Below are 24,509 nucleotides of genomic sequence, written 5' to 3'. Positions count from 1 at the left end.
CCTCCGTATCCAACCTCGACTCGCCCGGACGTGTCCCGGCAGCCGTCGCGGGCGGACGATTTGCCGCCCCCCGGGGCCCGGTGTTAACCACCGGGCCATGCGGCTGGCCGCGCTCGACGTCGGCGACGTCCGCATCGGCGTAGCGGTGAGCGACGAGCTCGGGCTCACGGTCCGGGGCGTCGCCACCATCCGCCGGGTCGGCGGGCAGCGCGACCTCGACGCGATCGCCCGCACCCTCGCTCCGTTCGCGCCGTCCCGGGTCGTCGTCGGGCTGCCCTTCAACATGGATGGCAGCGAGGGGACGCAGGCGGCCCGGGTGCGGAGGTTCGTCGCCAAACTCGAGCCCCACCTCGGCATCCCGATCGCACTCTGGGACGAACGGCTGACGAGCGTCGCCGCCGAGGAGGCGCTGCGGGCCGCCGGGCTGCGCCGGGACCGGCGCAAGGCGCTGATCGATCAGGAGGCGGCGGCGGTGATCCTCGAGTCGTACCTCGCCCGCGCCACGTGAGCCGCGCCCGCCGCATCCTCCTCGCCGCGGCGGCGGCGGTGGCGGCGCTCGCCGCCAGCGCCGGTACCGTGGCGGTCCTGCTGCACCAGCCCGGCCCGCCGCTGCCGGCGCCGGTGATGGTCAGCGTCGGCGAGGGCCGGCGCTTCCGCGACGTCGCCCAGGACCTCGCGGCGCGCGGCGTGCTGCGCCACCCGCTGCTGCTCGTGCTGTGGGCGCGCGTCACGGGGCGCGACCGCGCCGTGCGCTGGGGCGACTACCGCATCGGCGCCCCGCTGACGCCGCTCGAGCTGCTCGCGCGCCTCGAGGGTCCGCCCGATCCGGTGCAGGCGGTGACGATCCCCGAGGGGCTCACCGTCGACGAGGTCGTCTCGCTGCTCGCCCTGCACGGCTACGGCGCGGAGGAGAGCTTCCACTGCCTGCTCGACGACCCCGCCTTCCTCGCGGCCGAGGAGCTGCCCGCCGAGGGCGCCGAGGGCTACCTGTTCCCCGACACCTACGTCCTACCCCTGGCGACGCCGCCCGAGCGCATCCTGCACACGATGCTCGAGCGTTTCCGCGCGGTCTTCACGCCCGAGATGGAGAAGAAGGCGGCGGCGCTCGGGCTCGATCGGCAGCAGGCGGTGACGCTCGCCTCGCTGGTCGAGGAGGAGACGGCGCGGCCGGAGGAGCGCCGCCTGGTCGCCGCCGTCTTCCTGAACCGGCTCCGCCGCGGCATGCCGATGCAGTCCGATCCGACGGTGCTCTACGGACGCGCGCCGGGCGACCGCCGCATCACGCGCGCCGATCTCCGCCGGCCCACGCCGCACAACACGTACACGATCCGCGGCCTGCCGCCGACGCCGATCGCGAACCCCGGCCGCGCCGCGCTGGAGGCGGCCGTCGACCCGGCCCCGGTCCGCCACCTCTACTTCGTCGCCCGCGGCGACGGCTCGCACGAGTTCAGCGACGACTTCGGCGCACACCAGGCCGCCGTCGCGCGCTGGCAGCGCCGCTGAAGCGTCTCAGTGGGCCGTCCCGGTGGTGCGCATCTGGTCGAGGACGAGGGTGGCCTTGCGCTGGAGGTTCGCGTCACGCGAGTGCACCGAGAGGTACTCGACGATCTCGACGAAGCGCTCCCCCGACTCGCCCGCCATGATGCCCTCGAGCGCCGGTGGGTCGAGCCGGTAGAGCGTGCGCAGGAACGAGCGGCGCAGGCGGCTCTCGCGCTCGAGCGCGCTCAGCACGACCTGGGTCGCCTGGTTGCGCATGGTGCCGTCGTCGTCGAGCGTGGCGACCTCGAGCAGCTCGGGGAAGGTGGCGGTGCCGTCCTCGAACTGGAGCGTCCCGCCCTCGGGCAGCTTGACCGGACGATGCTTCGTGAAGGCGCGCGACAGCTCGAGCGGGAACGCCGCCTTCGCGGGCAGCGTGGTCGTGGTCGTCGTGCTGCCGGTCGCCACCGCGGTGGGCGGAGTGACGTCCGGGCCGCCGAGCAGCACGATCGCCAGCAGGCGGCCGTCCTTGGCGTAGCTCAGGGTGAAGTTCTGCGCGCCGAGGAGACGCGGCAGCGCGTCGGTGAGCGGCACGGCGTCGAACTCGGTCGTGACGTCGCGCGGCTCGCGGACGCTGCCGCGCACCACACCGCCGCCCGCCTGCGCGATCGCCGTCAGCGCGTCGGCGAGCGGCACCTGCTCGAAGCGCACGGTCAGGCGATCGTCGCGTAGCGTGACCGCCGGGGGCGTCGCGGCCGCCGCCACCGACGCCAGCAGGACGAGGCCCAGCAGCGCACGCGCCATCGTCATTGGCCCCCCCCGGACTGATTCAGCTGGCGCAGCAGCGCGAACCCGCGCGTGCGCACCTCGTTGATCTTGGTGAACGTCGACACCTGCGCGACGAGCTCGCGCGCGTTGTCGCGGGCGACGGCGCGCACGACGTTCTCGAGCGTATGATCGTCGATGTCGCCCAAGGCCTTGATGGTGGCCTCGCGCAACGTCGGCTCCGCCTCGACGCCGCCGAGACCGGCGCGCAGCGCCTCGCTGCGGATGCCCGGGTCGCTCTCGCGCAGGCTGGTCTCGAGCAGCTGCTGGAGGCTCGCCGAGTCGCCGCCGCCGAGATGCTGCGAGAGCCGGCTGCCGGGCAGGATCGGCACCCGGTGCTGCATCAGCTCGGCGGTCGAGAGCGCGTTCGGCGCCGCGTCGCCGGCGCGCACGACCTGCGTCGCCGGCACCGGCTCCTGCGGGCCACCCAGCAGGCGCAGCGTCTTCACCGAGCCGTCCTCGCGAAACGTCAGGGTGAAGTTCTGCTCCCCGAGGAGACGGCTGAGCCCTTCATAGAGCGGCACGTCGGCGAACTCGGCGCTCACCTGCCGCGTCCCCACCGGCGCGCCGCGCACCTCCGCGCCGCTCGCCGCACTGAAGAGCGCGATCACCTCGTCGAGGGAGACGTCGTCGAGCTGTGCGGTGAGACGCTCCTCGCGAAGCTGGATCACGCGGCCGGGCGGCGGCGTGGGCGCAGGCGGCGGGGCCGCGGCGGCGGCGCGGCGGCGGGAACGGAGCGGGCGCCGGCGCGGGCCTGCCGCCGCCCACCGGTGCGGGACGCGAGCTCGCTGCGGCGTCCGGGGCGGCACTGCCGCGTCGACCGCCGGGCGGCGCGGCCGGCGGCGGAGCGGCGGCCGGGGACGGTGGGAGCGCGGTGACGGCGTCGGGCGCCGCCGGTGCCTGGTGCGAAGCCGGCGCGGTGGCCCCGGCGAGCGGCTTTCCCCGCCCGCAGCGACGGGCACGTCGCCCGGCTTCGCGCCCGCCGTCCCGGACGGAGGCGCTTGCGGCGTCGCGCCCGGGACCACGACGGGAGACTCGTCCGGGCTCGCTGCTGCCGCAGGCGCCGCGCCCGGCTTCGCCTCTGCGACGGGGGCTCGGCTCGGCCCGGCCGCGCCCGGTGGGGCGTCGGCAGGCGGCGCCGGCGCGGGTGCCGGCACCGGCGCGATCGGCTGCGCGCCGGGAAGACCGGGGACGCCGGGCGCGGCCGCACCCGGAACCGCGTCGGTCGCGCGCGACGGGCTCGCCGCCGCGACGACGAGCCCGAGCGCGAGCCAGCGGAGCGCAGCGGTCAGGAGCGACCTCCGGACTGCACCCGGCCGCCGATCAGCCGGCACGCGGTGCGCGCCCGCACCCGGACGCGGCGCGGTCGGGACCGCACGTTCAACACCACGCAGAGCGGCCGCGCGGGCGCGCCGTCGATCTCGACATCGACGCAGCATCGCACGCTTCGGGCCTTCCCGGATACCGCCGCATGGGCGGTCCCGGTCACGACGAGCGGCAGCGTCAGCGCTCCGAGCACGAGCATCGATCCGATGAATCCCATCTCGCCTCACCTCCCCGGGCGGGGCCTGCACAGCATGCGGGCGGCCCGCCCGGCGGGCAAGATCTTGCCCCGGAGGGTTTGCGCTTCGCCCGCTCTTCGCCTAGGACGAAGGCCGTGGTGACGCCCCGGCAGAAGCAGGTGCTCGACTACATCCGACAGTACAACGCCCGGCACGGCGTCTCGCCGACGCTCGAGGAGATCGGCCAGCATCTCCACCTCGGCTCGCTCGCCACCGTGCACAAGCATCTCCGCGGGCTGGAGGAGCGCGGCGCCATCCGGCGGCTGCCGCGGCAGAGCCGGGCGCTCGAGATCGTCGAGCCGGCGGCGGCCGACGGCCGCGCCGTGAAGGTGCCGCTGCTCGGGCGCGTCGCGGCCGGGACGCCGATCGAGCCGATCGAGGAGCGCGAGACGGTCACGCTGCCCGAGGAGCTGCTCGGGCGCGGCGAGACCTTCACGCTGCGGGTGAAGGGCGACTCGATGATCGACGACGGCATCCTCGACGGCGACATCGTCATCGTCGAGCGCCGCAGCGAGGCGGCCAACGGCGCCACCGTGGTGGCGCTCGTCAACGGCGAAGCTACCGTCAAGCGGTTCCAGCGCAAGCGCGGGCGCATCCACCTGATCCCGGCCAATGCCGCGCTCGAGCCGATCGTCGCGCGCGAGGACGAGGTCGAGCTGCGCGGCATCGTGATCGGGCTGCTGCGCAGCTATCGATGACGCCGTTCGCGCTCTACGTGCACGTGCCGTGGTGCCGGCACGTCTGCCCGTACTGCGACTTCAACGTCCACGCCGCCGCGCGCGCGCCCGAGACCGCCGACGTGCCGGCCTACGTCGCCGAACTCGCGGCCTGGGCCGGCGATGCGCGCCTCCGCGGCCGCACCGTCGCGAGCGTCTTCTTCGGCGGCGGCACGCCGTCGCTGCTGTCGCCGGCGGCGATCGCCACGGTGTTGGGCGCCGTCGCCTCGCGCTTCGGGCTCGCGCCCGACGCCGAGGTCACGCTCGAGGCCAACCCGGCCACCGTCGACGTCGAGCGGCTCAGCGGCTGGCGGCGCGCCGGCGTGAGCCGCCTGTCGCTGGGCGCGCAGTCGTTCTCCCGAGCGCTCCTGCGCACGCTGGGACGCGATCACGCACCCGACGACACACATGCCGCCGTCGCCGCCGCCCGCACCGCCGGCTTCGTCAACGTCAGCCTCGACCTCATCTACGCCGTCCCCGGCGCCACGCTCGCCGACTGGAGCGCCGACCTCGACGCGGCCCTCGCGCTCGGTCCCGAGCACGTCTCCTGCTACGCGCTCACCTGGGAGGAGCGGACGCCCTTCGCGACCTGGCGCGAGCGCGGGCGTCTCACGCCGGTCGACGAGGACGTCGAGGCCGCGATGGCCGAGCGCGCCGACGCACGCCTCACCGCGGCGGGCTACGCCCGCTACGAGATCTCGAGCTGGGCGCGGCGGGGGCACGCGTCGGCGCACAACCAGCGCTACTGGGACGGCTCGGACTACCTCGGGATCGGCCCGGGCGCGCACTCCTTCTGCGCCACGCCGGCGCCGGGCCGGCGCTGGTCGAACCACCGCCCGCCCGACGCCTGGCGCACCGCGGTCCTCGCCGGCGGCACGGCGATCGCGGACGACGAGACGCTGACGCCGGCACAGGCGCGCGCCGACTTCGTCGTCACCGGCCTGCGCCGGCTCGCCGGGCTCGATCTCGGCGAGTTCCAGCGCCGCTTCGGCACCGAGCTCGCGTGCGTGTTTCCACACGTCACGGCGCTCGAGCGCGACGACCTCGTCCGGCGCGACGCCGAGCGCCTGCGCCTCACGCCGCGCGGGCTCCGCTTCGCGGACACGGTCGCGGCGACGTTCGTGTGAGCCGGGCGGCGCGCGCCGCCGCGGCTCACACCGTCGTCGCTCAGTAGCGGTAGTGCTCGGGCTTGTACGGCCCCTCGACCGGCACGCCGATGTACTCGGCCTGCTTCTCGGTGAGGACCGTGAGCTTCACGCCGAGCTTCTCGAGATGGAGGCGGGCGACCTCCTCGTCGAGCTTCTTCGGCAGCATGTAGACGTTCTTCTCGTAGCTTGCGTTCCGCTCCCACAGCTCGAGCTGCGCCAGCACCTGGTTCGTGAACGAGGCGCTCATCACGAACGACGGATGGCCCGTGGCGCAGCCGAGGTTCAGGAGGCGTCCCTCGGCGAGGATCAGGACCGAGTGGCCGTCGGGGAAACGCCACTCGTCGTACTGCGGCTTGATGTTGATGCGCTCGATGCCCGCGATCCTGCCGAGGCCGGCCATGTCGATCTCGTTGTCGAAGTGACCGATGTTGCCGACGATCGCCTTGTCCTTCATGCGCGCCATGTGCGCCGCGGTGATGATGCCGAAGTTGCCCGTGGTGGTGATGAAGAGGTCGGCGCGCTCGACGTAGTCCTCGACCGTGGCGACCTCGTAGCCCTGCATCGCCGCCTGGAGCGCGCAGATCGGGTCGATCTCGGTGACGATCACGCGGCAGCCCTGCCCGCGCAGCGACTCGGCGCAGCCCTTGCCGACCTCGCCGAAGCCGCAGACGACGGCGATCTTGCCGCCCAGCATGACGTCCGTGGCGCGGTTGATGCCGTCGATCAGCGAGTGGCGACAGCCGTAGATGTTGTCGAACTTCGACTTCGTCACCGAGTCGTTCACATTGATGGCCGGGAAGAGCAGCGTGCCCTTCTTCGCCATCTCGTAGAGGCGGTGGACGCCGGTGGTCGTCTCCTCGCTGACGCCCTTGATCGCCGGCGAGATGCGCTGCCACACGCCCTTGTCCTCGCCCTGCACGCGGCGGACGAGATCGAGGATGACGCCCCACTCCTCGGGGTCGTTCGCCGGATCGAACGCGGGCACCGCGCCGGCGCGCTCGAACTCGAGGCCCTTGTGCACGAGCAGCGTCGCGTCGCCGCCGTCGTCGACGATGAGGTCGGGGCCCTTGCCGTCGGGCCACACGAGGGCCTCGTACGTGCACCACCAGTACTCCTCGAGCGTCTCGCCCTTCCACGCGAAGACCGCGGCGCCGGCGGGCTTCGCCTCCGTGCCCGTGCGGCCGACGACGACCGCCGCGGCGGCCGAGTCCTGGGTCGAGAAGATGTTGCACGAGACCCAGCGGACGTCGGCGCCGAGGTCCATCAGGGTCTCGATGAGGACGGCGGTCTGCACGGTCATGTGGAGGGAGCCCATGACGCGCGCACCGGCGAGCGGCTTCTTGTCCGCGTAGCGGGCACGGATGGCCATCAGGCCGGGCATCTCCTGCTCGGCGAGGCGGATCTCCTTGCGGCCGAGCTCGGCGAGGGCGAGATCCTTCACCTTGTAGGGAAGGCGGGACGCGGCAGTGGCCGCGCGGGCGGGCTGGCTCATCGTGGGCTCCTTCTTCCGACCGCGAGGCCGGATCATCCGTTCATCCGGATGAACGCTTGTCACCGCTTTCCTCTGTGATGTCAAGGTCCCAGAGGACGCGACACGGTCCCGCGCGTGCGCTACATCCGCCGCATGACCTGTGCGGGATGTGATCGGATCGCCCGGATGCGCGAGGGCAAGGACGAGGACTTCGTCGCCGAGCTGTCGGAGTCGTTCGTGGCGCTCGCCGACGAGCAGGCCTATCGCGGCTACTGCATCGTCTTCCTGCGCGACCACGCCGACGCGCTCGACGAGCTCTCCTACGAGCGCCAGCAGAAGCTGTTCGAGGACGTGATGCGGGTGGCGAAGGCGCTGCGCGCCGAGGTCGCACCCGAGCGCATCAACTACGCCTGCCTCGGCAACTTCCTCACCCACGTGCACTGGCACGTGATCCCGCGCCAGGCCGACGATCCGGAGAAGCAGCACCCGATCTGGGTGCGGCCGCTGGCGGAGCGCCTGAAGCCGCTCGCCGGCGGCGAGAAACGCACGCTGATCGCGGCGCTGCGCAAGCGGCTGGGCCGCTGACGCCCCGGGCGCGCGTCGGCGCGCGCCCGGAACGCACCCTCGCTACTTGACGCCGGTGGCGCTCTTCAGCGCGGCGACGCGATCGATCTTCTCCCAGGTGAAGCGGTCGCCGTCCGGCACGCGGCCGAAGTGGCCGTAGGCCGCGGTGGGCCGGTAGATCGGCTTCTTCAGGCCGAGCTGCTGGATCAGCGACGCCGGCTTGAAGTCGAAGACCTCGCGCGCGGCGGCGGCGATCTTCTCGTCCGGCACCTTACCCGTGCCGAAGGTGTCGATGAGGACGGACACCGGATCGGCGACGCCGATCGCGTACGCGACCTGCACCTCGCAGCGCGCCGCGAGCTCGGCCGCGACGATGTTCTTGGCGACGTAGCGCGCGTAGTACGCGGCGCTGCGGTCGACCTTGCTCGGATCCTTGCCGCTGAAGGCGCCGCCGCCGTGACGCCCGTAGCCACCGTAGGTGTCGACGATGATCTTGCGGCCGGTGAGGCCGCAGTCGCCCTGCGGGCCGCCGACCACGAACTTCCCCGTTGGGTTGATGTGGTAGACGGTGTTCTTGTCGAGGAACTCCGGCGGGATCACCCGCTTCACGACCTCCTCGACGATGCCTTCCTTGATGGTCGCGTCCTTGACGCTGTCCTTGTGCTGGTTCGAGACGACGACCGTCGTCGCGCGCACCGGACGGCCGTCCTTGTACTCGACCGACACCTGGCACTTGCCGTCGGGCAGCAGCCACGGCAGGTCGCCGCTGCGGCGGGCCTCGGCGAGGCGCTGGCCGATGCGGTGCGCGGTGTAGATCGCGAAGGGCATGTACTCCTTCGTCTCGTCGCACGCGTAGCCGAACATCATGCCCTGGTCGCCGGCGCCCTGCTCCTTGTGCAGGCCCTCGCCCGCGGTGACGCCCTGGGAGATGTCGGGCGACTGCCGCTCGACCGCCGACACGACCGCGCAGCTGTCGACGTTGAAGCCGCTCTCGGGGGTCGTGTAGCCGATGTCGCGGATCACCGACTTGGCGATCTCGCCGAACTCGGCGCGACCCTTCGAGGTGATCTCGCCCGCGACCACGACGAGGCCGGTCTTGATGAGGGCCTCGCAGGCCACCCGGCTGTCGGGGTCCTGCGCCAGCAGCGCGTCGAGGATCGCGTCGGAGATCTGGTCGCAGACCTTGTCGGGATGGCCTTCGTTCACCGACTCGGAGGTGAACACGTAGTCCTTGAGCATGGCCGGGCGTTGTAACCCGGCCCCCTCCGGGTCGGCAAGCCGGTCTGCCGTGCGGTCCGCCGTGCCGCGGCACGGGCCGCGGCTACTCGGGCTCGTTGAAGCGGGCCTCGATGAGCGCCCGGATGGCCTCCATGGCCTCCACGGCCTCCGGGCCCTGGGTGGTGACGTCGATCGTGCTGCCCTGCTCCGCCGCCAGCATCATGATCCCCATGATGCTACGGCCGTTGACGACCTGGCCGTCCTTCTCGACCGTGACCTCGGCGTCGAAGCGGCTCGCCGTCTGCACGAGGAGCACGGCCGCCCGGGCGTGCAGCCCGAGCCGGTTCTGGATGGCGAGCCCGGCCCGCAGCGGCATGCCGTCGCTCACGACGCTGCCGTGACGCAGAAGATGTGCTCCTGCCCGTAGCGGCGGATGAACTTCGCCAACGCCGGCGCCTCCATCTGCACGCGCGCGCTGGAGAGCTTCACCAGCATCGGCATGTTGACGCCCGCCACCACCTGCGCGCCGGTCTCGCGCGCGACGGAAACGCTGAGGTTCGTCTGCGTGTCGCCCAGCATGTCGGTGACGATGAGCACGCCGTGTCCCTGATCGACCTGCTGGACGGCCTCGACGATGCGCGCCCGGATCGTCTCGGGGCCGTCCTCGGGGGCACTCGTCACCGCTGCGACGTGCTGCTGCTTGCCCACGACGCTCTCCAGGGTGCGCAGCAGGGCCTCGCTGAGCTCCCCGTGGCCGACGACCACCAGACCGACCATTCGACCCGATCCTAGCCTCCGGGCGCGCACCCCTTCAAGGCGAAGCACCGCGGGCGCAGGCCGCGCCGGTGCTCAGTGGGCGACGTCGCGGTGGCGGACGAGGACCCGGTGCCCGTGCTGCTGGAGGCGGTCGCGCAGCTCCTCGACCAGCGCCACCGAGCGGTGCCGGCCGCCGGTGCAGCCGACGGCGATGGTGAGATAGCTCTTCCCCTCCCGCTGATAGCCGGGGAGCGTGAACTCCAGCAGCGACATGACGCGCTCGAGGAACGTCTGCGTGTCGACGCGGTCGAGCACGTAGTGCGCCACCGCCGGATCGGTGCCGACCTTCGCGCGCAGCTCCTCGACGAAGAACGGATTCGGCAGGAAGCGACAGTCGAAGGCGAGGTCGGCGTCGGTCGGCAGGCCGTACTTGTATCCGAACGAGACCAACGAGATGGTGAGGCTGCCCTCTTCGGGGCTGGCGAGCCGCTGGCGCAGGGCGTCGCGCAGCTCGTGGACGGTGAACGCGCTCGTGTCGATCACCCGGTCCGCGACCTCGCGCAGCGCGCGCAGCTTCTCCCGCTCGCGGCGGATGCCGTCGGCGAGCGAGCCGCCTTCGGCGGCCGGGTGCGGGCGGCGCGTCTCGCTGAAGCGACGCTGGAGGACGTCGTCGCTGGCGTCGAGGTAGAGCACCTCGAGCCGCACGCCGGCGTGGCGCAGCTCGTCGAAGACGCGGGGGAAGTCGTGCAGGAAATGCCGCTCGCGCGCGTCGATGCCGAGAGCGACGCGGCGCACCTCCTCCATCGACGTACCCCACAGCTCGACGAAGCGCGGCAGCAGGGCGACCGGCAGGTTGTCGATGCAGTAGAAGCCGAGGTCCTCGAGGACGTGCAGCGCCGTCGTCTTGCCGGAGCCCGACAGGCCGGTGACGACGATCGCGCGCAGGCCGGCGTTCATGCCGCGATCATTGTGCCCGTCGACGCCTGCTCATGCACGCTGGACGGGCCGTCAGGTCCGATCCCGGCCCCCGCCTGCCGCTCGCGCGTCGATGCGGGCGGCGAAGTCGGCGGCGCTGTGCCGTCCCCGCCAGCGCAGGAGCTGGTTGCGGGCCGCGGTCTCGATCAGCAGCGCGATGCTGCGGGCCGGCTGCACCGGCAGCCGCACGACCGGGAGCGCCACCTCGAGGAGCGAGATCGTGTCGTGGGCCAGGCCGAGCCGGTCCGCGCCGGGCGCCCACTCGCTCAGCTCGACGACCAGGTCGATCCGGTGCTCGTCGAGCGTCGCGAGCGTGCCGAAGAGGGCCTCGACGTCGATGACGCCCAGGCCGCGGATCTCCATGTGATGCCGGAGCAGCTCGGCGGCCCGGCCGCGCAGGACGCTCGGCGAGATGCGGCGCACGAGGACGGCGTCGTCCGCCACCAGGCGATGGCCGCGGGCGACGAGATCGAGCGCCGCCTCGCTCTTGCCGATGCCGCTGCGGCCGGAGATCAGGATGCCGAGGCCGTGCACCTCGACGAGGTCGCCGTGCATCGTCGTCTCCGGCGCCAGCTGCTCCTCGAGCCACGCCGCGGCGAGCCGGATGAACTCGCCCGTCCGCAGCGTCGTCGTCAGCACCGGAACGCCGGCTGCCGTGGCCGGCTCGACGAGCGCCGCGGGCGGGAGCGTGCCGTTCGTGACGACGAAGCACGCGACGCCGGCGGCAGCCACGGCCGCGACTGCGGCGCGCGCGCCCTCGGGCGTCAGCGTGGCGAGATAGGAGACCTCGCTGTTGCCGAGCACCTGCACGCGATCGGGGTGCAGCTGCGGCAGGTAGCCCGCCAGGGCGAGGCCCGGCTGCTGGAGCCGCGGCTGCGCGATCGCTCGCCCGAGGTCGCGGTCGCCGGCGACGAGCCGGAGGTCCATCCCCGCCTCCGCGGCCGCGAGCAGCCCGGCGACGGTGACCATCTCAGTACCGCGCGTCCTCGTCGCGGATCGTCTGGTAGATCGCGGCCGCGTCGCCGGCGGCGAGCAGGCGCTCGCGGAAGCTCTGGTCCTTCAGGAGACGCGAGATGCGGGCCAGCGCCTTCAGGTGCGCCCCGGCGGAGTCCTCGGGCGCGACGAGCAGGAAGAAGAGGTGCGTCGGCTTGCCGTCGAGCGACTGGAAATCGACGCCGGCCCGGCTGCGCCCGAAGGCGGCGAAGACGCGGCGGATGCCGGGCAGCTTCCCGTGCGGGATCGCGACGCCGTCGCCGAGCGCCGTGCTGTTGAGACGCTCGCGGTCTTCCAGGGCCTGGACCAGGCGGGTGCGGTTCAGCTCAGGGTACTGGGCGGCGACCCGCCCCGCCAGCTCCTCGAGGACCTCAGACTTGGACCGGGCCTCCAGCTCCGGGACGACCAGCTCCTCGGGGAGGATGTCCTCGATCTTCATGGGCGCGTACTAGCGCCCCGGAACGGGCTTGACGAGACCCAGCCGCCCGTCGGGCCGCCGGTAGACGATGTGGAGGCGCTCGTCCGCCTCGTTGGTGAAGCAGATGAAGACGGGCTCGGTCTGCTCGAACCGGGCGATGGCCTGCTCGACGGTGAGCAGCGGCAGCATGACGCGCTCGGTGCGCGGCAGCGTCTTCTTCGCCTTCGCGGGCTTCGTCGCCTTCGCGGCCTCCGGCTCCGGCAACACCTCGCGCACGCTCGCGACGCCCTTACGGTCCGCACGCTTCGCCTTCAGCTTCTGCGCCTGGTGCGCGAGCTTGGCGACGGCGAGGTCGATCGCCGAGTAGAGATCGTGCGTCGTCTCCTTGGCGACCATCGACACGTGCTGCGCCTGGAGCGTGATCTCCGCCAGGTGGCGCGACTTGATGACGCTCAGGATGACGTGCGCGTCGCCCGGACGCCGCAGGTACTTCTTCACCATGTGCGTGACCTTGCGCTCGGCATGGTCGCGCAGCGCCGGCGTCGGGTCGACGTGGCGGAACGTGACGGTGACTTGCATGCAGCCCCTCCCGCACCCCGGGCGCGGATCTCGCGCTCAGTACACCTGCTTGCGCTTCGACGACGGCAGGATGCCCATCAGCTCGCGGTACTTCGCCACCGTGCGGCGCGCGATGTCGATCTGCTCCTTCTTGAGCAGCTCGGCGATGTACTGATCGCTCAGCGGCTTCCGCGCGTCTTCCTTCGCGATGATGCCGCGGATCTTCTCCTTCACGCTCTCGGCCGAGATCTCCTCGCCCTGCCCGCTGCGCAGGCTCGAGGTGAAGAAGTACTTGAGCTCGAAGGTGCCCTGCGGCGTGTGCACGTATTTGCCGGCGGTCGCGCGGCTGACCGTGGACTCGTGCATGCCGATGTCGTTCGCGACGTCTTTCAGCACCAGCGGGCGCAGCATCGACACGCCCTTCTCCAGGAACTCCTCCTGGAACTTCACGATGCTCGAGGTGACCATGTAGAGCGTCCGCTGGCGCTGGTGGATCGACTTGATGAGCCACGCCGCCGCCCGCATCTTCTCTTGGATGTAGCTGCGCGCCTCGGACGTACCGCCGTTGCCGAGCATCTGCTTGTAGAACGACGACACCCGCAGCCGCGGCAGACCGTCCTCGTTCAGCGTCACGACCCACTCCTCACCGACCTTCTGCACGTAGACGTCGGGGGTGACGTAGCGGGTCTCGCCGTCGTGGTAGTCACGGCCCGGCTTGGGCTCGAGCACCGAGATGATCTTCGTCGCCTCGGCGATCTGCTCGACGCCGACGCCGAGCTCACGCGCGAGGCGGTCGAAGCGGCGGCTCTCGAGCATCGGCAGGTGGTCGCGCACGATGCGGGCCGGCAGCGAGTCGTCGTCGGAGCCGAGCTGGCGCAGCTGGATCAGCAGGCACTCGGCGAGGTCGCGCGCGGCGACGCCGGGCGGATCGAACTCCTGCACGCGGCGGAGCGTCTGGTCGACGAGCGTGGTGTCCGGCCACACGTTGCAGAGGAAGGCGATCTCGTCGACGGACAGCGTCAGGTAGCCGTCCTTGTCGAGGCTGCCGACGATGAGCGCGCCGATCTCCTTCTCGTCGTGCGACATGTCCGAGAGGCGGAGCTGCCACATGAGGTGGTCGGGCAGCTGCGTGCGCTTCACGAGGACGTTCTCGAGCGCGGGGCGGCGCTCGTCGTCGTCGTCGGCCGCGCCGCCGCTCATCGAGCCGTGCAGGTCGTTGCCGTAGTTCTCCGCGAAGTCCTTCCAATCGATCTGGTCGATCGTGGAGGCCTGCGGGATGTCGTCGCTCGTCTCCTTCGACTGCTGCTCGACGGCCCACTCTTCGGTGGCCGGCGTCTCGAGCCCGTCGACGGTCGGAACCTCGGTGTCGATCTTCTCCTCGGTGAGATTCTCTTCGAGGACCGGGTTCTCGGTGAGCTCCTGATCGATCAGCGACTCGAGCTCGGCACGCGACACCTGGAGGATCTTGATCGCCTGCCTCAGCTGCGGCGTCATCACCAGCTGCTGCGTCAGACGATGTTGGAGCGCGATCCGGGTGTCCACGATCTCGGTTACCTGAGGCGCAGCATACTACAGTCGGAATTTCTCGCCGAGGTATATCTCCCGCGCGCGCCGACTCGCGGCGATGTGCGCGGGCACCCCTTCTTCGAGCACCGCGCCTTCGTTCACGATGTACGCGCGATCGCAGATTCCGAGCGTCTCGCGCACGTTGTGATCGGTGATCAGGACTCCGATGCCTCGCGTCTTTAACTGGGTGACAATGCTCTGAATGTCAACCACGGCGATGGGATCGATGCCTGCGAATGGCTCGTCGAGGAGCATGAACGACGGGCTGATGACGAGCGCGCGCGTGATCTCCAATCGGCGACGTTCTCCGCCCGACAGCGAGTAGGCCTTGCTCTTTGCCAGGCGCGCGATGCCGAGCTCGTCGAGCAGCTGCTGGAGGCGCTTGCGACGCTCGACGGCGTCGAGGTCGAGCGTCTCGAGGATCGCGAGGATGTTCTCTTCGACGGTGAGCTTGCGGAACACCGACGCCTCCTGCGGCAGATAGCCGATGCCGCGCCGGGCGCGCTCGAACATCGGCAGCTCGGTGACCTCCTCGCCGCTCAAGAGCACGCGGCCGGCGTCGGGACGCTGCAGCCCGACCATCATGTGGAAGCTCGTCGTCTTGCCCGCGCCGTTCGGACCGAGGAGACCGACGACCTCGCCGGCGGCCACCTCGATGCTGATGCGGTTCACCACGCAGCGGCCGCCGAACGACTTGGTGAGTCCCTCGGCGCGCAGCAGGGCCGCGCCGGCGCCGTTCACGGCGTCGTCCCCGCCGCCGTGGTCTGCGCGCCCTTCTTCCGGCGCCCGTCGCCGCCCCCGCCGTTCTGCTTCTCGTCGGGGTAGAGCACGGCCTTCACCCGCCGCCGGCCGCCCTCGACCACGCTGCGGTCCTCGTCGAGGTAGACGATGACCCGATCGCCCGCGACCTCGTTCGGTCCGTCGTGCAGCACGGGGTTCTCGGTGAGGACGAAGGTGCGCGCCGCCTGATCGTAGACCGCACGCCCGCCGACCGCCCAACGCGTGCCCTGGTCGATGCGGACGCTGCCCTGCGCGACGATCTCCTTCACGCGCGGATCGCCGGTCGCGGCAGGCCCGGGCGCCGGCGGCGCCCGGCGCGGCGGCGGCCGGGGCCGGGTCGGCGGCCGCGTCCTCCGGCCTGGCCGCCTCCTTGCTGCCGCCGAGCTTGCCCGCGGGCCGCTCGTCGTCGGCGAGCGTGATCGTCAGCGTGTCGCTCTTCAGCTTGACCTCGCCCTGCACCACCTCGACCAGGCCGCGGTAGACGACGACGTTCGCCTTGTAGTCGTACTCGAGGCGGTCGGACGTGACCGTCACCGGCCCCTTGCCGCTGCCGAAGCCGCCGAAGCCGAGGAGACCGCCCCCGGCCGGCGCCGCCTCGCGTGCGGGCTGCGCCGCCGCGGAACAGACGAGCACCGTCACCGCGAGCAGCAGTCCGATCTCAGGACCGCTTCGCATCGTCCTTCAGCACCGTGCGCACGTCGCCCTGGAAGCGGACCAGCTGCGGCGTCACGTCGACCTCCATGCCGTGCGCCGTGAGATCGAGGTCGCTCCCCGTGATGGTGACGTCGCCCGGCACCGTGATCAGGTCGCGGGTGCGATCGTAGGTCGCCTCGTCGGCGTTGAGGACCATGTCGTCGAGCTTCAGCACCACCGAGCCGCGCAGGACCATCGACTCGAGCTCGCGATCGACGAGCACGAGGCGCCCTTCGGTCCCGGTGAGCTCTCCCCGGCGCTCGCCGTCGTCGATCGAGAAGGTGACGCGCGGCCGGCGCACGACGACGGCGTTCTGCTTGTCGAAGTACTGCGCGTCGTCGGCCGTGATCTCCCACACCGTCCGGCCGTCCTTGACCTTCACACGCTTGAAGAACTGCATGCGCTGGGCGACGTCCGGCAGAAGACCCGCGCCCAGCTCCGCGATCGACTTCTCCGCCCGGCCGACGCTGCGCCACACCTGGACACCGAGGCCCAGGAACGCCAGGGCCACCACGACGAGGAGACCGGTGCGCAATCGCGAGCGTGACAAGGCGGCTCCCAAGTCGGCCGAGCTACCACGGGGTCCACGGGGAGTAAAGGTTGCACGCGCGCACAACCCCGCGGATCCACGGCCTTCGAGGCCGTGCGCTCTCACTCCTCGTCGGTCTGCCGCCGCCAGCGTTCGTGCCACCACACCCACTCCGCCGGCGCGCGCCGGATCGCGTCCTCGATCGCCGCCGTGAAGCGTGCGGTGAGCCCGACGATCGCCCCACGCCCGCTCTCGCCGGCCGTCGGGATCGGTCGGATCGTGATGACGTGGCCGCCGTCGACGCGCCGGCGAATGAACGCGCCGACGACCGGCACCCGCGTGCGCAGCGCGATGATCGCCGGCCCGGGCGGCGTGTGCGCCGGCCGCCCGAAGAACGGCACGAAGACGCCGGCACCGCGGCTGTCCTGATCCATGAGGATGCAGACGATGCGATTGCGCTCGAGCGCGGCGCGCACCTGCGGGAGGAAGTCCGGCGCGTCGCGCAGGAGTATCTCCATGCCCTGCTCGCCGCGGAAGCGGCGGATGAGCGCGTCGAAGCGATCGTCGTTCACCTTGCGGGCGACGACCGACAGCGGGTAGCCGCGTGCGGCCATCGTCGCGGCGAGCAGCTCCCAGTTGCCGCAATGCCCGGTGATGGCGAGCACCCCGCGGCCGCCGCCGCGGAGCGCGTCGAGCTCGGCGAGGCCGTCGATGCGCACGTAGTCGGGCGCGGCCGCGAGGCGGCGCGCGAGGCCGAGCTCGGCATACGACTGCCCGGTGTGCTCGAAGGTCGCGCGTACGAGGGCCGCGCGGGCGGCGGCGTCGAGCGCGGGGAACGCGAGCGCGACGTGCGCGAGCGCGAGCCGCCGCGTGCTGCCGAGAGCCCGTGCGCCGCGCGGCCGGGCGTCGAGCGCCAGCCCGACCTCGGCGGCAGCGCGCCGGCCCTATGCGCGACGCCGCCGATCGCGCGCGCGAGCGGCGTTTGCGCGGGCCGCGGGTCGCGCGCCGGACGCGTTTCCACAGCGAGCGCCGCCGCTTCGGGGGGGCGACGCGCATGCTCGGCTGCGCGGGCAGGGCCGTGTCGCCGGGGTCTCGCACGACGCCCGTCGCTAGCACGCGTCCGCGCGCAGCGGCCAGTCGCCGCGACCCGCCCGGGAGTCGGAAATCTGCTCGCACCCCGCACCCACGGCCGAACCGGCAGCCGCGGCGTCGCGCTCGTGCGCCCGACGCGGCGGCATGCGCCGCGTCGGCTGCACGTCGATCACCCCGCCGGCCGGGCTTCGCGAGCCGGCGGGGGGCTCGACGCCGCGTCGTGCGGCGTCACCGTGCAGAGCAGCTCCCAGACGCCGTCGCGCCCGCAGACCTCCACCTCGATGCGGCGCTCGCCCGGCCCGAGCCGCACGTCGAGCACGAAGCCGGCCCACGCCGCCTCGGGCAAGGTCGGGAACGCCGCGGCGACGTGGGGCGGTGGCGGCCGCGCCGCGCGACGAACACGGCGCCGTCCCGCGTGCGCGTGCGCAGCCCGGCGAAACGGCGCACCGTCGCAGCGCGAGCACCAGCCCGCGAGGCGGACGTCCTCGCTCGCGCGCAGCCAGACGGACGAGGGCGTCGATCCAGAAGAAGTGCGACGCCGACGCCGGCGTGACGCCCGGCACGCGGCCGCCGCCGCGTGCGGTGCGGCATCGGCGGGCGGGCGCACGCAGCTCGTCGCGCTCGGCGCGCAGGCGGATCGTCCACGCCACGGCGTGCGGCCGCGCAGCTCGCTCCACACAGGCCTGCCGACCGTGCGCAGCGGCGGCACGCGGCGTCCGGCAGCTCCCACTGGCACGCGAGGAAGGCGGAATAGTCGCGCAGCGCGAAGCCCGGCGCGCGCGCCGGCGCCACCGGCGCGCGAACAGCAGCGTGCGGCGCGAGCCGCTCGCCCGCACGATGCGGCGCCATGCGCACGCGGTGCGCCCAACGGTCGCGCCGGCGCGCCGGCGCGCCGATCATGCCCGCGAGCGCCGGCGGCAGCGCGAGCCCGAGGGCGTCACGCAGCCAGCCCGCGGTCTCCGCCACGGGCGCGACGAGGCCGCGCGCGCCGGCGATCCGCCGCAGCCGCTCCGCGTCGAGCTGCGGTCCCGCCGTCGCACAGATCGTGGCGACGTCGGCGAGCCAGCGCACCGGCGCCACGGGGCTCCAGCGCAGGCCGTGCCCACAGGCGAGGAGCAGCTCGTCGGTCGCGCAGAGGGCGCGCGTGTCGCGGCCGGCGAGACGCAGCGGCTCCGCCGCGTCCCACGACGCCGCGTCCTCGTCGAGCGTCCCGCCGAACTCGTTGAAGACGCGCCAGTGCAAATCGACCGCGCCGCCGTCGGCGTGCTGGAGATCGGCCGAGTGCCGGAACTGCAAGCGACGCTCGACGTCGGGCCGGCGCGCCGTCCAGCCGTCGCCGCGGAGCAACGCCACCGCCGCGGCGGCGTGCGCGGGCGGCACGAGGACGTCGAGGTCGTCCATCGGACGCACGCCCTGATCGCCGTAGTAGCGCGGGCCGACGGCGCCGCCCTTCAGCACGAGCGTCGGCACGCCGGCGGCGGTGAGCCGATCGAGCACCTGCGCCGCGGCCCGCACCTGCAGCTGCGTGCGTACCCAGTGCCAGCGGTAGACGCCGGCGAGGCGCGCGAGGTCCGCGTCGGCGACGCCGTGCTTCGCGAGCGTCCGGTAGAGGAGCGGCAGCAGCCGAAACGATGCCGGGTCGACGTCGTCGAGATCCACGCGGCGGCGCCAGCGGCGCCAGGCCGAGATCGCGTCCGACCCGCCGCGCAGACACGCGCCGAGCAGCAGCTCCTGATCGGGCGTCGGCCAGCAGGACGACGTCATGGAGACCCCGTCATGGCCGTCGTCCCGCGACGCGCTCGCGCGCGATCCGGAGGTAGTCCGCGGCGACACGCGGATCGACGCGGGCGCGGTTGCGATCGTGCAGGCGACGGCGCAGCACGAGCGTATCGAGCACGCGCCAGCGCAGCCCGCCGTCGCGCGCGCCGACGAACCACGCGACGAACTCCGCGCCGCGGGCGGCGAAGCCGGCATGGCGCGCGAAGGCGTCGCGCCAGATGAGCATGCCTCCGGGCAGCATGGCCGCGCCGAGGGGCTTGCAGCGCATCGTCGCGGCGACGGCGGCGTCGAGCTCGGGGGTGAAGAACTCCTCGACCAGCCCGAACACGGCGTCGAGCTCGGGCGCCGCTTCGAGCACCGCGCACAGCCCCGCGAGCCGATCGTCGGGCCAGAGATCGTCGGCGTCGAGGAAGGCGAGCAGCGGATGGCTCGCCGCCGCGGCGCCCCGGTTGCGCGCCGGGCCGACGCCGGACGGCGGCTGCGCGATCACGCGCACGAGCGGGCCGCGCGAGCGCGCGACGGCGACGGAGTCGTCCGACGAGCCGTCGTCGACGACGACGATCTCGCCGACGCGATCGCCCTGCGCGAGCACGCTGTCGAGGGCCGCGCCGAGGTGACGGGCGCCGTCGCGTACCGGCACGACGACGCTCACGCGCGCGCCGGGTGCGCGGGTCACGACGCGCCCGCGTGCCGGCGCGCGGCGGCGCGCGCGACGCGCAGCATGGCGGTGGCGTGACGCTGGACGTCCGTCATGTTGCTGGCGTGGATGCGCCGGCGCACCGACACCTCGGGGAGGATCGCGCGGCGCATGCCGGCCGCCTGCGCGCGCATCATCCACTCCGTGTCCTGGCCGTAGCGGTAGGTCGCGTCGAAGTCGCCGACGCGCGCGAACACCGTCCGGCGTATGGCGAGCGCGCTCACGAACGCGACCAGCGACGGCCCGTCGAGCAGCGCCGGGCGCAGCCAGGAGGGTCGTTCGCAGCCGGCGTCGAGGAATATCTGCGTGTGGCACAGCGTCCAGGCGACGTCGGGCTCTGCCGCGAAGCGGGCGGCCTCGCGGGCCAGCTTCTCGGGAAGCCACACGTCGTCGGCCTCGAGGAAGGTCACGATCTCGGCCGTCGTCTCGCGCACGCCGCGGGCGAGCGCGGCGGCGACGCCGGCGTTCTCCTGGCGCACGAGGCGCGCCTGCGGCGCGCGCGCCGCGGCGAGCGCGCCGGAGCCGTCGGTCGAGCCGTCGTCGACGACGACGATCTCGTCGGGCAGCAGCGTCTGGGCGCGGAGGCTGGCGAGCGCCTCCGCAAGATACGTCCCGCCGTTGTAGATCGGCATGACGACGGCGACGGTCGGCCGCGTCATGTCGCCGCCAGGATCGCGTCGAGCGCGGCGGCGACGCCGGGGAGCGTGGTTCCGAGCTGCAGCTCCCAGACCGGCATCGTGCGCACGAGACCGGCGAGCGCGGCGAGCTCACGACCGCCGCCGCCCGGCAGCTGGAACACGGTGCTCGGCGCCAGCGCCGCGAGCGCCGCGCCGGCCGTGCCGCGCTGCGCCCGCGTCTCCGGCGTCCCGGTGATGCGCGGCAGGACGACGCCGGCGATCGGCAGCGCGTGCGGCAGGCGCGCGGCATGCCGCGGGCGCAGGTCGACGAGGGCCTTCTCGTCGCCCCGCGGCGCCACGACGACGTCCGGCGCGAGCGCCGGCAGCCGCGCGAGGCCGTCGGGCGTGAGCTTGCCGAACGAGTAGAGCGCGTGCGCGGTCCGCGCGGGCGCGTCGACGACGACGTAGTCGTCGCCGAGGAGATCGAAGCCGGCCGCGAGCGCCGCGAGCGCGGTCGTCGATTTGCCCGAGCCGCTGCGCCCCGGGAGCAGCACGCAGCGGCCGCCGCGGCCGACGGCGGCGGCATGGGTGAGCGTCAGGCCCGCGTCGGCGAGCCACGCGTGCAGCAGGTCGCGCAGCGGCGAGCCCTGCTGGTGCACCGGCAGCGCGGCGGCGGCGGCCCACCAGACGGCGCGTCGCTCGACGCGATCGACGAGCCCGAGACAGCGATCCTGCGGTTGCAGCGTCGCGCCGATGCGCGCGCTCGTGGCGCCGGGCAGCTCGCCGCGCCGGAGATGCGACGGCAGGCTCCACGGAAACGGCGGCGGCTCGAGGCCGCTCGTCGCACCGTCCCAGCACTCGACGACGAGCGCCGGCGCGGCGGCGGGCGCGCTTCGCCGCTGCGCGAGCGCGCCGCCGAGCAGATCCGCCAACGCCGCGCCCGCGGCGCGCACCGTGACCGCATGCCCGGCGATCGCGTACGTGCGCTCGACGGCGCCGGCCGCATCGATGGCCGCACGCGCGACCCGTCGCGTCCGGGCGAAGAAGGCCAGGGACGGATCGTCGGCTGCGTGCGCTTCCACCCGCCTCGACTCAGCGTGCGACGGGCTTCACGTGCGGCCAACCCGCGTCCGCCACCTCGTGGATCGGATCGGCCAGCAGCAGCTCCTGCATGTCGGTGAAGCGTCCCAGCTCGGGCGCGCTCCATGGCCGCCGCGCGCCGTCGGCGACGCCCGCGACCGCGAGGGGCAGCGCCGGCGCGACGTCGTCGGCGGTCACGAGTTCCTCCGCGACGAGCGTATCGAGGAGCGCCGCCACGACCGGCGCGGCGTCCTCGGGCGCGACGTCGTACGCCGCGGTCACCGCCGCCACCGCGTCGGCGACGTCGCCGCCGCGGACCACCACGTCCCACACGCACGCGCCCGCCTCGGTGAGGCTGTAGTAGGTGCCGTACTCCAGGTGGATCAGGATCGCTTCGCGCTCCACGGTCTCGTGGACGACGTTGGGCCCGTTCACCCGGTAGCGGCTCCCCATGGTGTTGCGCCTCTACCACACGGCCGGGGAGGGCGCACGGCGGGACGGCCCCCCGGCGTCCGCGCCGTCCCACGGGACACGGACGATGGACACGCCTCGCGGGCGACCGGGGAACGCGTTGGTCGTGACGAGAGCGGGCGCCGCGGCTCGTGCTCATGCTCAGGCACTTGCGAAGCCCCGCGGTGCTGGACGTGTGCGCGACGGATCGGGATGCTCGCGCCCGACCATGTCCATCGTCCGATGCCTCGCCGGAGCCGCGCTCGCCCTGCTGATCGTGCTCGGCGCCGGCCCCGCGTCCGCCGCCTGCGTCTGCGGCGACCGCGACGGCTGTCTGTCGGCCGGCCTCTGCTTCGGCAGCACGCCGGGCGACGGCTGCTTCGACGCGAAGACGTGCAAGATCGTCGTCGGCAGCCATCTCGACGAGACGTGCTGCTGCGTGTGCAGCCGGCCGATCGGGCCCATCGGCTGCAACTACGGCCGCGTCGGGCTCGCGCTCTCGCTGTCGTTCGGGTGCGGCTCGATCACGCTGCCGGAAGAGGTCGACGCCGTCCGGGCCGAGGTGCTGGCGAAGCTCGCGCGCGCCGACCTCGCCTGCCGGGCGCAGAAGAACGCGGCGCGGCGCGCGAACCTCGCCGTGCGCCAGATCGGGCTGTTCCGTCGCAAGCTCTACCGCGCCGCGCGGCGCGGGAAGATCACCCGCGACTGCGCGGACGGCGCCGCCGCGGCCATCGACGCGTTCGTGCGCGGCGTCCGCCAGGTCGAGCAGGGCGAGGCGCCGGGATCGACCACGACCACCACGCTCCCGCCCACCGCCTGCCTCGTCACCTTCGGCGCGACGTCCTCGCCGAGCGAGGTCGACGTCCGCGTGCGCTGCGACGGCAGCGGCGGCCCGTTCCAGCGCTTCCAGGTCGTGCTCGGCGGCGGCCGCGCGCTCACGAACTCCGTCGCGCCTCCGCTCTTCACGTGCGCCGCCATCGAGAGCCCCGCCGGTGAGGCGATCCTGTCCTGCCGCGGCACGTTCGCGCTGGGCGAGGAGATCGTCGCGCGCATCCGGACGGGCCCGCCGCCGGCGCCGGCCATGCCGGCGCAGCTGTTCGTGTTCGACGCGGCGGACGCCCGGCTCGGGCCCTTCCCGGCGACCGGGCCGTGAGCGCGCGGCGCGTGCGAACGGCGCCCGGGCCGACTATGTGATCGGGCGCGGGCAGCACGGGTCGCCGCAGGGGGGGGGGGGGGATGATGCAGGGAAATTCGCCGGGCCGGGTGCTGTTCGCGAGCCTCATCGGCACCACGATCGAGTTCTTCGACTTCTACATCTACGCCACGGCGGCGGTGCTGGTGTTCCCGCACCTGTTCTTCCCGGCGACGGATCCCGCGTCGGCCACGCTCCAGTCGCTCGCCACGTTCGCGCTCGCGTTCTTCGCGCGGCCGGTCGGCTCGGCGGTCTTCGGGCACTACGGCGACCGCATCGGCCGCAAGGCGACGCTCGTGGCCGCGCTGCTGACGATGGGCCTCTCGACCGTGCTCATCGGCCTCCTGCCGACGTACCAGACCGCGGGCCTGCTCGCGCCGGCGCTGCTCGCGCTGTGTCGCTTCGGCCAGGGCTTCGGCCTCGGCGGCGAGTGGGGCGGCGCCGTCCTGCTGGCTACCGAGAACGCGCCGCCCGGCAAGCAGAACTGGTACGGCATGTTCCCGCAGCTCGGCGCGCCGATCGGCTTCATCTTCTCGTCGGGCGTCTTCCTCGTGCTGACGCACTACCTCAGCGACGAGGCGTTCCTCGCGTGGGGCTGGCGGGTGCCGTTCGTCGCCAGCGCTGCGCTGGTCCTCCTCGGGCTGTGGGTGCGGCTCAACATCGAAGAGACGCCGGCGTTCCGCCGCGCGCTCCACAACCACGAGCGCGTGCGCGTGCCGGTCGCCGAGCTGTTCCGCCGTCACGGCGCACGGCTCGTCCTCGGCACGTTCGCCGCCGTGGCCACGTTCGTCGTGTTCTACCTGATGACGGTGTTCACGCTGTCGTGGGGCACGAGCGAGCTCGGCTACTCGCGCCAGCATTTCCTGCTCCTGCAGATCGCGGCCATCGTCTGCTTCGGCCTCACGATCCCGCTGTCGGCCCGGCTCGCCGACCGCTTCGATCCGCGCTCGGTGCTGATCGCCGCCGCCGCGAGCCTCGCGCTCTTCGGGTTCGTCTTCGCGCCGCTGCTGGCCGGCGGCACCGACGGCATGGTGCTCCTCTGCCTGTCGCTCGGCCTCGGCCTCATGGGCCTCACCTACGGGCCGCTCGGCGCCGCCCTGGGCGCGCTCTTCCCCACCGCGGTGCGCTACACGGGCGCGTCGCTCACGTTCAACTTCGCGGGCATCGTCGGCGCCTCGCTGACGCCCTACGCGGCGACGTGGCTCGCGCAGGCGTACGGGCTCGCGGCGGTCGGCTGGTACCTGTCCGGGATGAGCGTCCTGACGCTCGTCGCCCTGCTACTGCTGTCGCGCGGGGCGATGTCGGCGCGTCACTGAGCGCGCGGCGCGATGCGCGGCCGCGCCGGTTGAGACCG

Annotated in this window: 27 protein-coding genes; 7 read left to right on the top strand and 20 right to left on the bottom strand. The window is 73.2% G+C overall.

Annotated elements, in window-relative coordinates:
- Window positions 1-97 precede the first annotated feature (97 nt).
- A complete protein-coding gene (gene ruvX, locus KIT14_04755) occupies window positions 98-508 on the top strand; it encodes a Holliday junction resolvase RuvX (GenBank protein ID MCW5889842.1) in 411 nt (136 codons plus the stop codon).
- Window positions 505-1,503 carry an endolytic transglycosylase MltG gene (mltG, locus tag KIT14_04750; GenBank protein ID MCW5889841.1) on the top strand — a complete coding sequence of 333 codons (999 nt, stop codon included), beginning with the start codon at window positions 505-507 and terminating at the stop codon, window positions 1,501-1,503. Before ruvX ends, mltG begins: the two co-directional genes overlap by 4 nt.
- A gap of 6 nt (window positions 1,504-1,509) precedes the next feature.
- Here mltG and KIT14_04745 read toward each other — a convergent pair whose 3' ends face one another.
- The 3 genes from KIT14_04745 to KIT14_04735 all read right to left on the bottom strand — a co-directional run bounded on the left by KIT14_04745 (window position 1,510) and on the right by KIT14_04735 (window position 3,826).
- The gene (locus KIT14_04745) at window positions 1,510-2,286 is read right to left on the bottom strand and encodes a hypothetical protein (GenBank protein ID MCW5889840.1); all 777 of its coding nucleotides are present in this window, start codon (window positions 2,284-2,286) and stop codon (window positions 1,510-1,512) included.
- The gene (locus tag KIT14_04740) at window positions 2,283-2,972 is read right to left on the bottom strand and encodes a hypothetical protein (GenBank protein MCW5889839.1); all 690 of its coding nucleotides are present in this window, start codon (window positions 2,970-2,972) and stop codon (window positions 2,283-2,285) included. Before KIT14_04740 ends, KIT14_04745 begins: the two co-directional genes overlap by 4 nt.
- A 617-nt stretch (window positions 2,973-3,589) precedes the next feature.
- Window positions 3,590-3,826 carry a hypothetical protein gene (locus tag KIT14_04735; protein MCW5889838.1) on the bottom strand — a complete coding sequence of 79 codons (237 nt, stop codon included), beginning with the start codon at window positions 3,824-3,826 and terminating at the stop codon, window positions 3,590-3,592.
- On the opposite strand from KIT14_04735, the gene lexA reads away from it, so the two are divergent.
- Together lexA and hemW are read left to right on the top strand one after the other, a co-directional pair.
- Window positions 3,773-4,561 (top strand): transcriptional repressor LexA, encoded by a 789-nt coding sequence (lexA, locus tag KIT14_04730; GenBank protein MCW5889837.1) that lies wholly within the window; start codon window positions 3,773-3,775, stop codon window positions 4,559-4,561. The genes KIT14_04735 and lexA overlap by 54 nt on opposite strands.
- A complete protein-coding gene (gene hemW / locus KIT14_04725; protein MCW5889836.1) occupies window positions 4,558-5,706 on the top strand; it encodes a radical SAM family heme chaperone HemW in 1,149 nt (382 codons plus the stop codon). The genes lexA and hemW overlap by 4 nt, the downstream gene beginning before the upstream one ends.
- A gap of 40 nt (window positions 5,707-5,746) precedes the next feature.
- On the opposite strand, the gene ahcY is transcribed toward hemW, so the two are convergent.
- On the bottom strand, window positions 5,747-7,219 hold the full coding sequence (gene ahcY, locus KIT14_04720) for an adenosylhomocysteinase (protein MCW5889835.1): 1,473 nt from the start codon (window positions 7,217-7,219) through the stop codon (window positions 5,747-5,749).
- Window positions 7,220-7,333: 114 nt separating this feature from the next.
- Here ahcY and KIT14_04715 point away from each other — a divergent pair, with 114 nt between their 5' ends.
- On the top strand, window positions 7,334-7,783 hold the full coding sequence (locus tag KIT14_04715; protein ID MCW5889834.1) for an HIT family protein: 450 nt from the start codon (window positions 7,334-7,336) through the stop codon (window positions 7,781-7,783).
- Window positions 7,784-7,825: 42 nt separating this feature from the next.
- On the opposite strand, the gene metK is transcribed toward KIT14_04715, so the two are convergent.
- The 16 genes from metK to KIT14_04635 all read right to left on the bottom strand — a co-directional run bounded on the left by metK (window position 7,826) and on the right by KIT14_04635 (window position 21,966).
- Window positions 7,826-9,001, bottom strand: a complete 1,176-nt coding sequence (gene metK, locus KIT14_04710) for a methionine adenosyltransferase (GenBank protein ID MCW5889833.1) — start codon at window positions 8,999-9,001, stop codon at window positions 7,826-7,828.
- 82 nt (window positions 9,002-9,083) lie between these two features.
- Window positions 9,084-9,356, bottom strand: coding sequence for an HPr family phosphocarrier protein (locus tag KIT14_04705; GenBank protein MCW5889832.1), 273 nt, complete (start codon window positions 9,354-9,356; stop codon window positions 9,084-9,086).
- A gap of 8 nt (window positions 9,357-9,364) precedes the next feature.
- On the bottom strand, window positions 9,365-9,757 hold the full coding sequence (locus KIT14_04700; GenBank protein ID MCW5889831.1) for a PTS fructose transporter subunit IIA: 393 nt from the start codon (window positions 9,755-9,757) through the stop codon (window positions 9,365-9,367).
- A 72-nt stretch (window positions 9,758-9,829) separates the two neighbouring features.
- A complete protein-coding gene (gene rapZ / locus KIT14_04695; GenBank protein MCW5889830.1) occupies window positions 9,830-10,693 on the bottom strand; it encodes an RNase adapter RapZ in 864 nt (287 codons plus the stop codon).
- Between the two features lie 51 nt (window positions 10,694-10,744).
- A complete protein-coding gene (gene hprK / locus KIT14_04690; protein MCW5889829.1) occupies window positions 10,745-11,680 on the bottom strand; it encodes an HPr(Ser) kinase/phosphatase in 936 nt (311 codons plus the stop codon).
- Between the two features lies 1 nt (window position 11,681).
- The gene (locus KIT14_04685) at window positions 11,682-12,143 is read right to left on the bottom strand and encodes a PTS sugar transporter subunit IIA (protein ID MCW5889828.1); all 462 of its coding nucleotides are present in this window, start codon (window positions 12,141-12,143) and stop codon (window positions 11,682-11,684) included.
- Between the two features lie 9 nt (window positions 12,144-12,152).
- Window positions 12,153-12,701 carry a ribosome-associated translation inhibitor RaiA gene (gene raiA / locus KIT14_04680; GenBank protein ID MCW5889827.1) on the bottom strand — a complete coding sequence of 183 codons (549 nt, stop codon included), beginning with the start codon at window positions 12,699-12,701 and terminating at the stop codon, window positions 12,153-12,155.
- Between the two features lie 36 nt (window positions 12,702-12,737).
- Window positions 12,738-14,210 (bottom strand): RNA polymerase factor sigma-54, encoded by a 1,473-nt coding sequence (rpoN, locus tag KIT14_04675; GenBank protein ID MCW5889826.1) that lies wholly within the window; start codon window positions 14,208-14,210, stop codon window positions 12,738-12,740.
- A 39-nt stretch (window positions 14,211-14,249) separates the two neighbouring features.
- Complete coding sequence (lptB, locus tag KIT14_04670; GenBank protein MCW5889825.1) at window positions 14,250-15,701, bottom strand: LPS export ABC transporter ATP-binding protein; 1,452 nt, start codon at window positions 15,699-15,701, stop codon at window positions 14,250-14,252.
- Window positions 15,685-16,233 (bottom strand): LPS export ABC transporter periplasmic protein LptC, encoded by a 549-nt coding sequence (gene lptC, locus KIT14_04665; GenBank protein ID MCW5889824.1) that lies wholly within the window; start codon window positions 16,231-16,233, stop codon window positions 15,685-15,687. The genes lptB and lptC overlap by 17 nt, the downstream gene beginning before the upstream one ends.
- 137 nt (window positions 16,234-16,370) lie before the next feature.
- Window positions 16,371-17,165: a lysophospholipid acyltransferase family protein gene (locus tag KIT14_04660; GenBank protein MCW5889823.1), complete on the bottom strand. Its 795-nt coding sequence runs from the start codon at window positions 17,163-17,165 to the stop codon at window positions 16,371-16,373.
- Window positions 17,166-17,568: 403 nt separating this feature from the next.
- Window positions 17,569-19,104, bottom strand: coding sequence for a nucleotidyltransferase family protein (locus tag KIT14_04655; protein MCW5889822.1), 1,536 nt, complete (start codon window positions 19,102-19,104; stop codon window positions 17,569-17,571).
- Between the two features lie 10 nt (window positions 19,105-19,114).
- On the bottom strand, window positions 19,115-19,795 hold the full coding sequence (locus KIT14_04650; protein MCW5889821.1) for a glycosyltransferase family 2 protein: 681 nt from the start codon (window positions 19,793-19,795) through the stop codon (window positions 19,115-19,117).
- On the bottom strand, window positions 19,792-20,475 hold the full coding sequence (locus tag KIT14_04645; protein MCW5889820.1) for a glycosyltransferase family 2 protein: 684 nt from the start codon (window positions 20,473-20,475) through the stop codon (window positions 19,792-19,794). Before KIT14_04645 ends, KIT14_04650 begins: the two co-directional genes overlap by 4 nt.
- Complete coding sequence (locus KIT14_04640) at window positions 20,472-21,515, bottom strand: hypothetical protein (protein ID MCW5889819.1); 1,044 nt, start codon at window positions 21,513-21,515, stop codon at window positions 20,472-20,474. The genes KIT14_04645 and KIT14_04640 overlap by 4 nt, the downstream gene beginning before the upstream one ends.
- Before the next feature lie 10 nt (window positions 21,516-21,525).
- Window positions 21,526-21,966 carry a PqqD family peptide modification chaperone gene (locus KIT14_04635; GenBank protein MCW5889818.1) on the bottom strand — a complete coding sequence of 147 codons (441 nt, stop codon included), beginning with the start codon at window positions 21,964-21,966 and terminating at the stop codon, window positions 21,526-21,528.
- A 226-nt stretch (window positions 21,967-22,192) separates the two neighbouring features.
- On the opposite strand from KIT14_04635, the gene KIT14_04630 reads away from it, so the two are divergent.
- Both KIT14_04630 and KIT14_04625 read left to right on the top strand, forming a co-directional pair.
- On the top strand, window positions 22,193-23,116 hold the full coding sequence (locus KIT14_04630; protein ID MCW5889817.1) for a hypothetical protein: 924 nt from the start codon (window positions 22,193-22,195) through the stop codon (window positions 23,114-23,116).
- 83 nt (window positions 23,117-23,199) lie between these two features.
- Complete coding sequence (locus KIT14_04625; protein MCW5889816.1) at window positions 23,200-24,471, top strand: MHS family MFS transporter; 1,272 nt, start codon at window positions 23,200-23,202, stop codon at window positions 24,469-24,471.
- Window positions 24,472-24,509: the final 38 nt, after the last annotated feature.

The organism is bacterium, from assembly GCA_026129405.1.
In the GTDB taxonomy this organism is placed as follows: Bacteria; Desulfobacterota; Binatia; order DP-6; family DP-6; genus JAHCID01.
Note: the sequence above shows the minus strand (reverse complement) of the source record. Positions and strands in the feature narration are given on the sequence as shown.

Coding starts and splice junctions, on each gene's coding strand:
- ruvX (MCW5889842.1), top strand. CDS start 98: ATGCGGCTGGCCGCGCTCGACGTCGGCGACGTCCGCATCGGCGTAGCG.
- KIT14_04745 (MCW5889840.1), bottom strand. CDS start 2,286: ATGACGATGGCGCGTGCGCTGCTGGGCCTCGTCCTGCTGGCGTCGGTG.
- lexA (MCW5889837.1), top strand. CDS start 3,773: ATGGGCGGTCCCGGTCACGACGAGCGGCAGCGTCAGCGCTCCGAGCAC.
- KIT14_04735 (MCW5889838.1), bottom strand. CDS start 3,826: ATGCTCGTGCTCGGAGCGCTGACGCTGCCGCTCGTCGTGACCGGGACC.
- hemW (MCW5889836.1), top strand. CDS start 4,558: ATGACGCCGTTCGCGCTCTACGTGCACGTGCCGTGGTGCCGGCACGTC.
- ahcY (MCW5889835.1), bottom strand. CDS start 7,219: ATGAGCCAGCCCGCCCGCGCGGCCACTGCCGCGTCCCGCCTTCCCTAC.
- metK (MCW5889833.1), bottom strand. CDS start 9,001: ATGCTCAAGGACTACGTGTTCACCTCCGAGTCGGTGAACGAAGGCCAT.
- KIT14_04705 (MCW5889832.1), bottom strand. CDS start 9,356: ATGCCGCTGCGGGCCGGGCTCGCCATCCAGAACCGGCTCGGGCTGCAC.
- KIT14_04700 (MCW5889831.1), bottom strand. CDS start 9,757: ATGGTCGGTCTGGTGGTCGTCGGCCACGGGGAGCTCAGCGAGGCCCTG.
- rapZ (MCW5889830.1), bottom strand. CDS start 10,693: ATGAACGCCGGCCTGCGCGCGATCGTCGTCACCGGCCTGTCGGGCTCC.
- hprK (MCW5889829.1), bottom strand. CDS start 11,680: ATGGTCACCGTCGCCGGGCTGCTCGCGGCCGCGGAGGCGGGGATGGAC.
- KIT14_04685 (MCW5889828.1), bottom strand. CDS start 12,143: ATGAAGATCGAGGACATCCTCCCCGAGGAGCTGGTCGTCCCGGAGCTG.
- raiA (MCW5889827.1), bottom strand. CDS start 12,701: ATGCAAGTCACCGTCACGTTCCGCCACGTCGACCCGACGCCGGCGCTG.
- lptB (MCW5889825.1), bottom strand. CDS start 15,701: ATGCGAAGCGGTCCTGAGATCGGACTGCTGCTCGCGGTGACGGTGCTC.
- KIT14_04655 (MCW5889822.1), bottom strand. CDS start 19,104: ATGACGTCGTCCTGCTGGCCGACGCCCGATCAGGAGCTGCTGCTCGGC.
- KIT14_04645 (MCW5889820.1), bottom strand. CDS start 20,475: ATGACGCGGCCGACCGTCGCCGTCGTCATGCCGATCTACAACGGCGGG.
- KIT14_04635 (MCW5889818.1), bottom strand. CDS start 21,966: ATGGGGAGCCGCTACCGGGTGAACGGGCCCAACGTCGTCCACGAGACC.
- KIT14_04630 (MCW5889817.1), top strand. CDS start 22,193: ATGTCCATCGTCCGATGCCTCGCCGGAGCCGCGCTCGCCCTGCTGATC.
- KIT14_04625 (MCW5889816.1), top strand. CDS start 23,200: ATGATGCAGGGAAATTCGCCGGGCCGGGTGCTGTTCGCGAGCCTCATC.